Raw genomic sequence first — 13,259 nt, forward strand, 5'->3', positions numbered from 1 at the left:
ATCAACGCTGTTCTCGCCGCCGCCGGCTATAACTTCGGTCTGCTGCTGCGATGGCTCGCAGAGCTCTTGCGTGTCATCATCCGAGCCTTCTTCGAGACCGTCCCGGCTCGAAACACCGCTTGAGCCGGGCGCCGCCGCCAGTTCTTCACTAACGACTGGATGGCCTGGACAAGCCCGGCCATGACGCCGTGCCGCGCGCGGGGACAGGTGAAGATGCAGGGTTACTGCTTCTGCAGCTTGGTCAGCGTGCCCGTACCGTTATTGTCGGTCGCCGAGTACGTCACCCTGTCGCCGGCATGGACGGCATCCAGCATTGCGGCGTCCTTGGCCTTGTACTCCTGAAGCGTGCCGGCGCCGCCTGCGCTGCCGCCGACCGTGCCCTTCTGTGTCTGCTGGATCGAGATCGTGCTGTTGAGCCGGTCGATTCTGGTGACCATCCCGGTCATGTCGTCAGCAAAAGCAGGGGACGCAAGCGTGCTGATGGCTGCAGCGCATGCGAAGATGAATTTTGTTGTTCCCATCGAGGCCTCCCGACGTCTTGGAGTTCACGTCGACAAGCCATCCTAGAGCGATTTGGTTCCGGCTGATAGCGCGGCAAAGGGTAACGATGGCGCTGATATCGCGGGAACTTTCCGAAAGTCGTCGTCAGCGAGGCTGACGCTATTCCATCTCCTGCTGGATCACGCGTCCGAGAGCGAACAGGCGCTGGTCAATCGCGGTCGGAACCTCACAGACGAACCGCACCACCTTGTGGCGATCTTCGAAAATGCGGGTTTCCCAGATCAACTGGTTGCTGAGCGCATCGACCTTTGCGTCGTCGCGTGGTGTCGCGCTCTGGAGCGCCTGGAGCTGGATCGACTCCTCGCGGATCTTGTCGGCCGCCTCGCGCTGTTTGCGGCTGACGCGTTCGAGCCCGTTCATGACCTGCGAGCGCTGGGCGTTGAGCGTGTCGAACAAGCCGGCGAACAACAGCTTGGCGTTCGCCGTCTTGTCAGCGGCGGAGCCGGCCAAAAACTCCTTCACCGACTTCTCGGCCTCGTCCATCGGCGTCTTCCGCGCCGACAGTTTTGAGACCAGCGCGGTGACCTTTGCGTCGTCCTTCCATTTGGTCTCGGCGTCGTCGAGTGCGGGACCGGCCCAGACGGCGGCGAGCGAGATGTCCGGCACCTTGGCCTGCGTGCAAGGCCAGTTGGGATAGCGTGGATCGGCGGCGCACGCAGCCGTACTCGCAACGGCGAGCGCAAAAGCGGCCATGGCCAGAACCTTCATCCTTCGCCTCCCGCAGGGCCCCGTCGCGCCAGCCCGCGCGAGGGATCATAGGCCAGAATCGCGCCGATCATGAAGACGATTGTGCAGGCCGCCACCACCGCCAGCGAGATCCAGTTGATTTGCCCATAGAATGCAAAGCGTATCAGCTCGACCGCATGGGTGAACGGGTTGGCCTGGCAGAGATAGTAGAGATAGGGGCTGCCCTCCTGCACCCGCCAGAGCGGGTAGAGCGCGGAGGAGGCGAAGAACATCGGAAAGATCACGAAGTTCATTACGCCGGCGAAGCTTTCAAGCTGCTTGATGCCCGAGGAGATCAGCATGCCGAGCGAGCCCAGCATCAGCCCCGACAGGATCAGCGCCGGCAGCACCGTGAGATAACCGATGGGGGGAGGCGTGATGTCCCAGAACCAGGCGATCAGCAGGAACGCATAGACCTGGAGCAGCGACACCGCGGTGCCCGCCAGCAGCTTGCAGAACAAGAGGAACCCACGCGGCAGCGGGCTCACCAGCAGCGTCCGCATATTGCCCATCTCGCGGTCATAGACCATCGAGAGCGAGGACTGCATGCCGTTGAAGAGCTGGATCATCGCCATCAGCCCGGGCGCGATATAGACCTCGTAGAGGATGTAGGTCTCGTAAGGCGGGATGATCGAGATGCCGAGCACCTGGCGGAAGCCGGCGGCGAAGATGAACAGCCATACCAGCGGCCGCACCAGCGCCGAGACGAAGCGCTCGCGCTGATGCAGGAAACGCAGGCCCTCGCGCCAGACGATGCCGGTGAGGCAGGTCATGTATTCCGCGGTCGAGAAACCGCGCGGTGTATCCCGCGTCGTGATGCTGCTCATGCGCCGCCTCCCGGCATCGTCTGCGCACCGGTCAGGCGCATGAAGGCGGTGTTGACGTCCTGTGCGCCGGCATCCGTGATGACGCGGCTCATCGGCCCCTGCGCCAGCACCTTGCCCTGGTGCAGCACCACGAGGTCGTCACCGGCCATGATCTCGTCGAACAGATGCGTGGCCCAGAGCACGCCGATGCCTTGCTCGGTGACGAGCTGGCGGACATGGCTGATGATGTCGGCGCGCGCCTTGACGTCGAGGCCGACGGTCGGCTCGTCCAGCAACAGCAGCCGCGGCCGGTGCAGCAGGGCGCGGGCAATCTCCAGCCGCCGCATCTGGCCGCCCGAGAGATCGCGCACCTTGCTGCCGGCACGCTCTTCGAGCCCGATGCGGCCGAGCAGCTCGCCGCTGCGCGCGGCCGCTTCGCGCCGGCTGATGCCGTGGAGTGCGGCGTGATAGAGCAGGTTCTGCGTCAGCGACAGGTCGAGATCGAGCGTGCGCGGCTGGAACACGACGCCGAGCAGCCGCAGCGCCTCGCCGGGGCTCTTGCTGATGTCGTGGCCGAAGATGCCGACGCGGCCGCTCTGGATGCCGAACAGGCGTGTGATCAGCGAGAACAGTGTGCTCTTGCCCGCGCCGTTGAGCCCGAGCAGCGCAGTGAAGCTCGCCGGCTGCACATTAAATGACACGTCCATCAGTGCCCGGCGCGGCCCGTAGGAATGGCTGACGCCGTCGATCGACAGCGCCGGCACCGCGGCCGATTCCAGCCTCGGCATCTCCTGTGGCTCGGCGATGGGAGCAGGGCTGGTCATGGCGAGATCGTAATGCCCCAGGGCAGTTCGCCCACCTGAATGGTCTTGATCACCTTTTGCGCGGCGACGTCGATGACCGAGACGTCGTTCGACACGCCGTTGGTGGTGAGCAGGTATTTCTCGTCCGGCGTGAACGCCATGTGCCAGACGCGCTGCCCCACCAGCAAATATTTCGTCACCTTGCGCGAGGCGACGTCGACCACGGCGATGCGGTTGGCCGGGCCGAGCGCGACGAAGGCGGTCTTGTCGTCTTTGGTCATGCCGATGCCGACCGGCTGGATCGCCTCCTTCCGCAACCCTGGAATCTCGAATGTGACCTTGCCGGTCACCTCGTGCTTTTTGGGATCGATGATCGAGACCGTGCCGCCGATCTCCGAGGACACCCACAGCTCCGAACTGTCGTGCTTGAATTCGGCAAAGCGCGGCCGCGCGTCGACCAGCACGTTGGCGACGATCTGGCGCGACGAGGTGTCGATGAAATGCGCCATGTTGGTCGTCTCGGACGTGTTGATCAATGTCTTGCCGTCGGGGCTGATGGTCATGCCCTCGGGCTCGACGCCGACCTGGATGTCGCCGAGCCGCGCACGCTTCTCCAGATCGATCACGGTCACCGTGTTGTCGTTCTCGTTGGCGACATAGAGGATTTTTCCGGCCGCATCCTGCGCGAACAATTCCGGGTCGGGCCCGGAGGGCAGGCTGTCCACGATCGCTTGCGTCTTCGCATCGATCACCTGGATGGTGTCGTCGTCGCCGACCGCGACCATCACGAACTTGCCGTCGCGCGTGAAGTCGATGCCGCGCGGGCGCTGGCCGACCTTGATGGTCTTGGTCACGGTCCAGCTGTCGGTGTCGATCACCGAGACCGTGTTGCTCTTCTCGTTCGAGACATAGGCGATGAACGCATGCGCGGGCGCGGCCGCAAGCGCCAGTCCGGACAGCAATCCCACACGCCACATGCGCAACATTCGCGTCCTCATTTCAGCTTGCATTTGCTCTCCGGGCGGTCGTAGCCGAGCGTGTCGAGCTCGGAGACCTGGTGCAGAAATCCCTCCTGCGGCGATACCGACACCACCATGCGGCCGTCGACCAGCAGGATCGGCTGGCGCAGCTGCAGGTTCCAGTCGCGCAGGGTCAGTTTTGTGCCCTTGAAGGCAGCGACTGAAAAATCCGGCCCCTTGATGAAGTCGGTGACCTTCTTGACGTCGCCGGAATTTGTGCGTGAGGTGGCCTCGCCGATTATGCGCACGGCCGTCCAGGCCTGCATGTCGAGCGGGGTCATGCGCCGCGAGTTCAGCTTGATGAAGCGGTTCTGCATCTGGATCGCGCCCCACTGGTCCTGCGATGCGTCCCAGCTGCGCGGCACGAGGCCGGCCGAGCCCGCGACGGGGCGCGGATCCCAGGTGCGATAGGGCAGATAGGCGCCGAACACTTCGCTCTCGTCGGCGGCGACCAGCACGTCATAGGCCGGCAACTGTTGCGTGAACACCGGCATCTGGCGCTGGATCAGCGTCACGCCGCTATCGGTGCGGCGCGCGCCGCCCTTGTCCTCGAAGGTCTTCTCTTGCACGATCTTGGCGCCGAAGCGTGTGGCGGTACGCCGGAGCGCGTCTGCAAACAGCTTGTCCTCGTCATGCGAGCCGACCACGAGCACCCAGCGCTTCCACTGCTTCCACACCAAATATTGGCCGAGCGCATCGGCCAGCATCGCGCGCGTCGGGGCGGTGTGGATGACATTGGCGCGGCAATCGGCCTCGCGCAGGCGCTCGTCGATCGCGCCGGCGTTGAACAGCAGCGTGCCGCGCTCACGCAGGGCGTCCGAGACCTTCAACAGCGCGTCGGCCGGCAGGTCGGCGATGATGAAGCCGTTTTTCTCGGCGAGCGCAGCCGCAGCCTCAACCGGATCTTCGCCTTCCTTGATGCGGCGCTCCTCCAGCGTGAAACGCTGGTTGAGGAATTTTCCCGTGGTGTTGTTGTCCTCGATGGCGAGGCGCGCGCCAGCGACGCCGTCATTCTCCGCGGGCTGCTCGACCAGCGACAGCGTCGATCTGGTGCCGGCGACGCCGAGATAGCCGACGCCGATCTGGACCGGGTCGGCCGCGAGCGCGCTCGTCGCGGCAAGACCCAGGCCGATCAGGCCGACCAACCATCGGATCATGTTTCCTCCAGATGTTCTCCCTGGCTTGACCGCCGGTGGAGAATTGTCTCTGCTAAAGCATGACCGATTTGGCCCGGCTTGCAACCCCGCATTTCGTCCCCGCGCGCGCGAGGCCGGGAATCACGATCATGCGAGCGCTGATATGTTTCGCAGCTTTGCTGTTGACGGGTTCGGTCGCGTTGGCCGATCCGCCAAGGCTCGCGGTGTTCGATTTCGAGCTGATCGACACCAGCCTGCCCGGCGAGTTCTACGGCTCCAAGCCGGAAGAGGCGCGGCTCGAGCGCATCGGCGAGCAGCTGCGCAAGGAATTGACGGAGTCAGGAAGGTTCCAGCTGCTCGATATCGCGCCGGTCAGGGATGCCGCCCGTCACGCCAATCTTCAGGCCTGCGGCGGCTGCGACCTCAAGCTTGCCGGCCAGCTTGGCGCCGACCTCGAGATCACCGGCATGGTGCAGAAGGTCTCGAACCTGATCATCAATCTGAACATCTATTTGCGCGACGTGAAGACCGGCAACATGATCACCGTCGCCAGCGCCGACATGCGCGGCAACACGGACGAATCGTGGTCGCGTACGATGAGCTATCTGATCCGCAATCGATTGCTGGCGCCGAATTACGGGAAGCCGGAGTAGAGCGCTCTTCTTCGCCTCTCCCCGCGTGCGGGGAGAGGCCGGAATTTGCGGAAGCAAATTCCGGGTGAGGGGGAGTCTCCGCGAGTCCAATTCTCACCGTTGCTGCCGAAGCAGCCCCTCACCCCGACCCTCTCCCCGAAAGAACGGGGAGAGGGGGAGGAGAGAGCAAACCTCACCCCTTCAATCTTTCCGCATGCCAGTGCAGATGATCGCCCATGAAGGTCGAGATGAAATAATAGCTGTGGTCATATCCCGCCTGCCGCCGCAGCGTCAGCGGGATGCCCGCCTTGGTGCAGGCGGCCTCGAGCAGCTCGGGCCTGAGCTGTTCTTTCAGGAAATTGTCGGCCTCGCCGACGTCGACGAGGAAGCCGGAATATTTCGCGCCGTCCTCGATCAGCGCCACGGTGTCGTGGTTGCGCCAGGTCTCCTCGTTCGGTCCGAGATAGCCGGTCAGCGCCTTGATGCCCCAGGGGACAAGCGAGGGCGCCACGATCGGCGCGAATGCGCTGGCGGCGCGATAGCGGTGCGGATTGCGCAGCGCGACCGTCAGCGCGCCGTGGCCGCCCATCGAATGGCCCATCACCGATTGCCGCTTGGCGTCGACCGGAAAATTCTCCGCCACGAGCTTGGGCAGCTCGTCGGTGACATAGCTCCACATGCGATAGTTGCGCGCAAACGGCTGTTGCGTCGCGTCGACATAGAAGCCGGCGCCGAGGCCGAAATCATAGGCATTGTTGGCATCGCCCGGCACGTCGGGCCCGCGCGGGCTGGTGTCCGGCGCGACGAAGATCAGGCCCAGCTCGGCGCAGGCTTTGCGGAATTCGCCCTTCTCGGTGACGTTGGCATGGGTGCAGGTGAGGCCGGAGAGATACCAGACCACGGGAAGCTTTGCGCCGGCGGCATGTGGGGGAACATAGACCGAGAACACCATGTCGGTTCCGGTCGCCTGGCTGGCATGGCGGTACACGCCCTGCACGCCGCCATAGGAAGTGTTGGTCGAGACAGTCTGGATCGTCATGCCGTTATGCTCCGTGGCATCTAACCACATCAAGATTGCAACGCTTGTGTGACCGAATTCCTGGCGGTGTGTGGTCAGGCGACGCCGCTGTCGATCGCCAGCCGCACCAGCTCGACCGAGGTCTTCACGCCGAGCTTCTGTCGCATGATCGAGGAGGTGTTGGCGACAGTCTTGTAGGACGACTGCACCAGCCACGCGATCTCGGACAGGCTCTTTCCGGCGCTGAGCAGCCGCAGGATTTCCATCTCGCGCGCGTTCAGCTTCGACAGCGGGCTTTGCGCCAGCGTCGGTCCTGCAAACGCGATGCTGCGCGCGATCGCGGTCGGCAGATAGGTGCCGCCGCCCCCGACGGCGCGGATCGCCTCGACGAGGTCGTCGGGGTCGCCGGTCTTGGAGACGTAGCCCTTGGCCCCGCACTCGATCGCGCGCGCGGCGAATGCAGGGTCGTCGTTCATGCTGAACATGATGATGCGGGCCTCGGGCGCACGTTCGAGGATGCGGCGCGCGAGCTCGAAGCCGGAGACGGTCGGCAGGTTGATGTCGATGATGCAGAGGTCGGGGCGCTCGACAATGAAGACGCATTCGCCGTCCTCGGCATCGGCGGCCTCCAAAATCTCGATCTCGCCCTCGTCGGCCAGCACGGCACGGCAGCCGGAGGCGACAATGGGATGATCGTCGACGATCAGAATGCGCATAGGCGTTCCCCGTGACAGCCTCGGCCTGCTTTTCCGCCGCATGATCCGACAAGAACGCTGCGCGCGTCTCATGTCGCCTCATGCAACCCGGCCGGGATTGCTGTACGCTTTCGATTAGATATCGGGCGCTTCGCCTCTGTCAACGTCATCGGACAGGCGCGGGCCAACCTTCGCGAGGCACGGGCGGCACCAATGTGGCAAAATCTATCGTTGCGCGCGCGCATCAACCTTCTGCTGGCGCTGCTGCTGGCGCTGGGGCTTGCCGTCAATATCGGCCGCCAGGTCGCGGAAGCCGGGCCGCGCGTGCAGGCCGAGGACCAGAGCGTGATCCGGCTTGCGCGCGAATTCATCGAGATGATCGTTGCGGATCTGAACGAGGCGCCCGATCCGGATGCCAGGCTGAACCAGATCGCGCGCGATCTGAGCCGCCTGCGCCATGTCAGCATCGCGCTTCAGGACGCCGGCGGTAACCCGCTGACGCCGCCCCGGCCTGCCGACGACGACGCGCGCGGACCGCCGGCCTGGTTCGTCGGCCTGGTTCATCCCGAGCAGACCACGGTGAGCGTGCCGGTCTCGGTCCATGGCAAGCCGGGCTCGCTGGTGATCACCGCGCATCCCGATGACGAGATCGCCGAGATCTGGGACGCCATCGTGACCCAGCTCGAGGTCGGCTCGGTGATCGCGCTCGCGCTGTTCCTGGTGATGATGACGGTGGTCGGCCGCGCGCTCGCGCCGCTGCAGTCGTTGGCGCAGACGATGACCGCGATCGAGGGCGGGCATTATGACGCGCGCGCCACGCCGGGCGGTGCGCCCGAGCTGGCCGCGATCTGCGGCAAGCTCAATCATCTCGCGGCGGCGCTCGGCGAGGCGGTGGAGGAAAAGCGGCTCCTGGCCGAGCGTGCGGTGTCGCTCCAGGACGTCGAGCGCAAGGAGATCGCGCGCGAGCTGCACGACGAATTCGGGCCGTATCTGTTCTCGCTGCGCGCGCATGCGAGCGCGCTGGCGAAGCTCGCGGACGGGCGCGCGCCGAATGCCGACTCGGTCCGAAAGCACGGCAGCGCCTTGCTGGAACAGATCAACCAGCTCCAGCAGTTCACCCGCCGGGTGCTGGAGCGGCTCCGGCCCGTTGGCCTTGCCGAGCTCGGCCTGCGCCAGGCGCTGGAATCGCTCTCGCGGCTGTGGCGGGAGTCGCATCCCGACGTCGCGATCGAAACCGTGATCTCCGCCACGCTCGGGGTCACCGGCGAGACGGCCGACCTCACCATCTACCGCATCGTGCAGGAGGCGCTCACCAACGTGTTCCGCCACGCCGGCGCGACGTCGGTCAATGTCGTGATCGAGCCCGTCGAGCAGGCCGGCGGCCGCGGCTATGCGCGCGTGCGGGTCAGCGACAACGGCCGCGGCATGGAGCCGGGCCAGAAGCTCGGCTTCGGCCTCGTCGGCATGCGCGAGCGCATTCTGGCGCTGGGTGGCACGCTCAACGTCGTCTCCGGCGACGGCGGCTTGACCGTGGAGGCGCTGGTTCCGACGGCGGCGTCCTGATTGCATCGGGAAAAATTCCCGATTTGGTCGGGAAGGCGGGTGCGGATAGTGCCAGACCTTTTGTGGCTGGCGGACTCACTGCCGCCGAATACACTCATCTCAACCAAACGGCGAAAATCAAAACAGCCGGTGGTCACGGATGGGAAGGCAGGGATGGGCAAGCCTCTTTGGTTCAAGCGTCGTTTGTTGATGGCCTCGGTGTCGACGGGGCTGGTGTCGGGCTTGGTCCTTGCAGGCCCCGCCGCAGCCGCGCAGGACGAGGAAACCAACGTCCAGAATCTGCCGGCGGTCGAGATCACGGCACCACCGCCGTCGGCCGTGAGGCGTAGTGCGCCGACGCGGCCGGTCGCACGGGTAGGGGCGCCGGCGTCCGCCAGCCCCAGGACGCGCCTTTACGTCTACCCGACTTCGCCAGGCACCGGCCGAGGTCTCGACGTCGACAAGGTGCCGTCCGCGATCAATGCGGTTGATGCCAGCCAGATCAGGCGTACCGCCTCCCCGGATATCGCCGTTGCCCTGCAGCAGTACGTGCCTGGTCTCAGCATCAATGAAGTGACCGGCAATCCATTCCAGCCCGATGTGCAGTTTCGCGGCTTCGTCGCTTCACCTCTGGCCGGCACGCCGCAGGGCCTCGCCGTCTACCAGAACGGCGTACGCATCAACGAGGCGTTTTCCGACACTGTTAATTGGGATCTGATCCCGACGGCTGCGATCCGATCGGCAGTGGTCGTAACTAACAATCCGGCATACGGCCTTAACGCGCTCGGCGGCGCCATCGATCTGCAGATGAAGAACGGCTTCAACTATCAAGGGGCCGAGATCGATATCATGGGCGGCTCATTCGGCCGCATCCAGGGCTCTGCACAATGGGGCAAGAAGGTCGACAATAACTGGGCAGTCTACGGAGCGCTCGAAGGCATTCACGACAATGGTTTCCGCAATTTCTCGCAATCGGATGTCCGGCGCTTCTATGGCGATGTCGGGTATCGCTTCGAAGGCAACGAGTTTCACCTCAATGGCGGCGTCGCCAACAATTCCCTGGCAGGACCCAGCACTGTTCCGGCCGAATTGCTCCAGCAATATTGGGGGGCGACCTACACAACGCCGCAAACCATCTCCAACAAGGTCGGCTATCTCAACCTGACCGGCAAGGTGGAGGCGACGCCGACCTGGACCTTTGAGGGCACGGCGCATGTGCGGAGCTTCAAACAGAGCACCGTGGACGGAAACCCGACCGACGCCCAGGCATGTGCCGATCCAACGCTCCTGTGCTTTGGCAATGATACGGTCCCGGCTTTTGGCCTGAATGGCGTTCAGCTCGCCAATACCTTTGCGCCAGACGCCATCCTCAGCGAGATCGATCGCACCAGCACGAAATCGACCACATTTGGCGTGTCCGGTCAGGCAACCAACAGCGACCAGTTGTTCGGTCATGAGAACCGCTTCGTAGTTGGCGCGAGCTATGATGTCAGCAGCACGCGCTTCACCGGCAGCGCTGAATTAGGAACCATAGGCACGAACTATGTCGTCACGGGCAGCGGCATATTCCTGGGCGCCTCCGGTGACCCGACATCGGTTGGTCCCGTGTTGCTTCGCACCGTCAACCAATATCACGGGCTCTATACGCTCGACACGTTCAACGTGGACGATCGCTTTGCGGTGACGGCAGGCGGGCGATTCAATGCGGCCCGTGTCACGCTGATGGACCAGCTCGGCACCGCCCTCAATGGCGATCATACCTATGATCGGTTCAATCCGATCATCGGCGGCACCTACAAGATCACCTCTGAAGTGACTGCCTATGCGGGCTATTCCGAGGCCAACCGGGTGCCCACGCCACTCGAGCTCGGCTGCGCCGATCCGGCGAGGCCATGCATCATCGGGCAGTTCCTGATCGCTGACCCCTCACTGCAGCAAGTCGTATCCAAGACCTTCGAAGCGGGCTTCCGCGGCACCAAGGAATTGAACATCGGCTCGCTCGGCTGGAAAATCGGTGCCTACCGTGCCACCAACTATGACGACATCCTCGCGACCCCAATTCCGGGCCTGACTGGCTTCGGCTTTTTCCAGAACGTCGGCCGGACGCGCAGGCAGGGTATCGAAGCCGAGGTGAGCCTGAAGTCGAATGTGCTTCAGTTCCAGGCGAGCTATGCGTTCCTGGACGCGCGCTTCCTCGACGCGCTGACGCTTGGATCAGAGAGCCCGTTCGCCGACGCCGGCAACATCCAGGTCTTGCCGGGCAATCACATTCCGCGCCTCCCTAGCCACCTTATTAAGGCAAGCATCGAATATGCGGTTACCGATGTCTGGAAGGTCGGGGGTGACGCGCTCTTTGTCTCAAGCCAGTATTTCGTCGGCGACGAGTCCAACCAGTTTCCGAAGCTGCCGTCCTACGCCGTGTTCAATCTCCACACCTCTTACCAGATCACAAAGAACCTGCAGATTTACGGTCGCGTCGCCAACATCTTCGACAACCGCTACTCGACCCTTGGCACCTTCTTCGATAGGGAGGCCTTGCCCAACTTCACCAATGGCGGTGCGGAATTCACCGACCCGCGCTCGCTGAGCCCGGCAAGGCCCCGTGCGTTCTATGCGGGCATGCGGATGACGTTCTGAGTTCGACACGCAAGGCCGGCCGCCTCCGGAGGGCGAAAGACATCGCCTTTACTCCGCCCAGCCTCGGGCGAGGATCGCCGCTTGCTGCAAGGAAATGCGCCGGACCAGCGGATCTGCATGGCGGTGTACCAGCTGCCAATCCGTGCTGTCCTTGCGATAGATCTCCGTGACGCGCAGCGACCAGTCCTGGGCAGGCAGGCCGCCGACCTCCGCGCGCTGGCGTTCGATCATGACGAGCGCAACGAGCCCGTTCGAGGCATAGGTCTGCAAGACCTCCAGTCCGGTTTCCCCGCTCCTGAAATATTGCGCCAGGTCAGCCAGCCGTTTTGGGCTGTTGTCGAATCCGAAGCTGGCAGGGCCACCGAAGGGCTGCATCAGCGTGAAATCCGGCGCAATGCGGACAAGCTGGGACCAACGGTTCATGTCTCCACGCATGAAGGCCGCATTCTTCTCCCCGGCGCGCTGGATGATGCTGGCTAGCGCGGCGTCCCCGGCGGTTGCATTGCATGGAAGCTGACCGGAAGCAGGAATTGCCGCCGCCGCCATCATCATCGAGCGCCTCGACATTCTGTGCGGCGAGTCCTGGTTGTCCGGCGAGCCATGGCCTTTGCTCACCCCTTTCGACCTTCTGATCATTTCGAGGCTCCTGATTGCACGATCTACGCATTCCATGGGGCCTTGATCTCGATGAATCCAGCGATATGATTTCAGCAACATGCTGAACCAAATTGATCTATCCAGGGTCGAACTGAATCTCCTTGTGGTCTTCCGCGTGGTCCTGGAAGAACGCCATGTCGCGCGCGCGGCCGCGCGACTGAACCTGACTCCGTCCGCTGTCAGCCATGCGCTTGGCCGGCTGCGCCTTGTTTTGAACGACCCGCTGTTCCTGCGAACTCCGAAGGGCGTCGTTCCAACGGAGCGGGCCCTGGAGCTCGACCACCCGATCGCTGAAATCATCGCGCGCGTCGAACAACTGGTTGGCTCGGCTAGACCATTCGACCCTGCAAAAAGCCATCGCCGGTTTACGATCGGCGCACCCGATGCTGTTCTCGCCTCGACAACGGGGCAGCTACTCGGTTCGATCGCGAGTAGGGCGCCCCACATCGACATCGGATTGATCCATGTGATGCCCGCGCCCCGCGGCGGCGCGATCGGCGAACCCTGGCACGAGTGCCTCGAGATGCTCGAAAGACGAGAGCTGGACGTCGCGATGCTGCCGCTGCCGGCGGTATCGCCGCGTTTCGAGGCGCGCAGGCTCTACGACGATGAATTCGTGCTGGCCATGCGCAAGGGACACGCCTTCGCCAGAGCTCCGACACCCGCGGCATTCTCGCAAGCGCAGCATCTGCTGGTGTCTCTCAGCRGCGAGCCGCGCGGCTTCGTCGATGAGATGTTGGCAAAGCGCGGTCTCAAGCGCCGCATTGCCTTGACTGTCCCGAACTTTATGATGGCGCTGGTCCAGCTTGCAGGGTCCGAACTGATCGCCGCATTGCCGCGGCGTCTGATGCAGCAGCACGCCGGGCATTTCGGATTGATGTTCGTCGAGCTGCCTTTCGCCCGTAAGCCGGATACGATCTGCGCCATCGCGACCAAGGCTGCGATGAAGGACGCCGGCGTTGCATGGCTGATGGAAGTTGTCTTCGCCTCGGTCGGAGCAGGTCGGAACCGCAATCGGTAGCGCGCG

Annotated in this window: 13 protein-coding genes; 4 read left to right on the plus strand and 9 right to left on the minus strand. The window is 63.9% G+C overall.

Annotated elements, in window-relative coordinates; translation table 11 throughout:
- Nucleotides 1-221: 221 nt before the first annotated feature.
- From AB4Z51_RS30555 to AB4Z51_RS30580, 6 genes are all read right to left on the minus strand, one after another.
- Nucleotides 222-521, minus strand: a complete 300-nt coding sequence (locus AB4Z51_RS30555) for a copper-binding protein (RefSeq protein ID WP_063981995.1) — start codon at nucleotides 519-521, stop codon at nucleotides 222-224.
- Between the two features lie 139 nt (nucleotides 522-660).
- On the minus strand, nucleotides 661-1,269 hold the full coding sequence (locus tag AB4Z51_RS30560) for a hypothetical protein (protein ID WP_063981996.1): 609 nt from the start codon (nucleotides 1,267-1,269) through the stop codon (nucleotides 661-663).
- The gene (locus tag AB4Z51_RS30565) at nucleotides 1,266-2,114 is read right to left on the minus strand and encodes an ABC transporter permease (protein WP_085405679.1); all 849 of its coding nucleotides are present in this window, start codon (nucleotides 2,112-2,114) and stop codon (nucleotides 1,266-1,268) included. The genes AB4Z51_RS30560 and AB4Z51_RS30565 overlap by 4 nt, the downstream gene beginning before the upstream one ends.
- Entirely contained in the window at nucleotides 2,111-2,917 is an 807-nt protein-coding gene (locus AB4Z51_RS30570; protein ID WP_135215176.1) for an ABC transporter ATP-binding protein, read from the minus strand. Before AB4Z51_RS30570 ends, AB4Z51_RS30565 begins: the two co-directional genes overlap by 4 nt.
- Nucleotides 2,914-3,882 (minus strand): YVTN family beta-propeller repeat protein, encoded by a 969-nt coding sequence (locus tag AB4Z51_RS30575; RefSeq protein WP_166343188.1) that lies wholly within the window; start codon nucleotides 3,880-3,882, stop codon nucleotides 2,914-2,916. Before AB4Z51_RS30575 ends, AB4Z51_RS30570 begins: the two co-directional genes overlap by 4 nt.
- An 8-nt stretch (nucleotides 3,883-3,890) precedes the next feature.
- Nucleotides 3,891-5,072 carry an ABC transporter substrate-binding protein gene (locus AB4Z51_RS30580; RefSeq protein WP_135215174.1) on the minus strand — a complete coding sequence of 394 codons (1,182 nt, stop codon included), beginning with the start codon at nucleotides 5,070-5,072 and terminating at the stop codon, nucleotides 3,891-3,893.
- A 59-nt stretch (nucleotides 5,073-5,131) separates the two neighbouring features.
- Between AB4Z51_RS30580 and AB4Z51_RS30585 the strand changes: the two genes are divergently transcribed.
- A complete protein-coding gene (locus tag AB4Z51_RS30585) occupies nucleotides 5,132-5,704 on the plus strand; it encodes a DUF3280 domain-containing protein (RefSeq protein ID WP_135215173.1) in 573 nt (190 codons plus the stop codon).
- 172 nt (nucleotides 5,705-5,876) lie between these two features.
- On the opposite strand, the gene fghA is transcribed toward AB4Z51_RS30585, so the two are convergent.
- The gene (gene fghA / locus AB4Z51_RS30590; protein ID WP_135215172.1) at nucleotides 5,877-6,722 is read right to left on the minus strand and encodes an S-formylglutathione hydrolase; all 846 of its coding nucleotides are present in this window, start codon (nucleotides 6,720-6,722) and stop codon (nucleotides 5,877-5,879) included.
- Nucleotides 6,723-6,796: 74 nt separating this feature from the next.
- Nucleotides 6,797-7,417: a response regulator gene (locus AB4Z51_RS30595; protein ID WP_014493646.1), complete on the minus strand. Its 621-nt coding sequence runs from the start codon at nucleotides 7,415-7,417 to the stop codon at nucleotides 6,797-6,799.
- Nucleotides 7,418-7,609: 192 nt separating this feature from the next.
- On the opposite strand from AB4Z51_RS30595, the gene AB4Z51_RS30600 reads away from it, so the two are divergent.
- Together AB4Z51_RS30600 and AB4Z51_RS30605 are read left to right on the plus strand one after the other, a co-directional pair.
- Nucleotides 7,610-8,959: a histidine kinase gene (locus AB4Z51_RS30600; protein ID WP_063982002.1), complete on the plus strand. Its 1,350-nt coding sequence runs from the start codon at nucleotides 7,610-7,612 to the stop codon at nucleotides 8,957-8,959.
- A 153-nt stretch (nucleotides 8,960-9,112) separates the two neighbouring features.
- Complete coding sequence (locus tag AB4Z51_RS30605; protein ID WP_441498663.1) at nucleotides 9,113-11,575, plus strand: TonB-dependent receptor domain-containing protein; 2,463 nt, start codon at nucleotides 9,113-9,115, stop codon at nucleotides 11,573-11,575.
- A gap of 48 nt (nucleotides 11,576-11,623) precedes the next feature.
- Here the strand turns inward: AB4Z51_RS30605 and AB4Z51_RS30610 are convergent, their stop codons facing one another.
- A complete protein-coding gene (locus AB4Z51_RS30610; RefSeq protein WP_441498641.1) occupies nucleotides 11,624-12,211 on the minus strand; it encodes a DUF4440 domain-containing protein in 588 nt (195 codons plus the stop codon).
- 79 nt (nucleotides 12,212-12,290) lie between these two features.
- Here AB4Z51_RS30610 and AB4Z51_RS30615 point away from each other — a divergent pair, with 79 nt between their 5' ends.
- Nucleotides 12,291-13,253 carry a LysR family transcriptional regulator gene (locus AB4Z51_RS30615; protein WP_441498642.1) on the plus strand — a complete coding sequence of 321 codons (963 nt, stop codon included), beginning with the start codon at nucleotides 12,291-12,293 and terminating at the stop codon, nucleotides 13,251-13,253.
- Nucleotides 13,254-13,259 lie beyond the last annotated feature (6 nt).

The organism is Bradyrhizobium sp. 2TAF36, from assembly GCF_052114925.1.
GTDB lineage: Bacteria > Pseudomonadota > Alphaproteobacteria > Rhizobiales > Xanthobacteraceae > Bradyrhizobium > Bradyrhizobium barranii.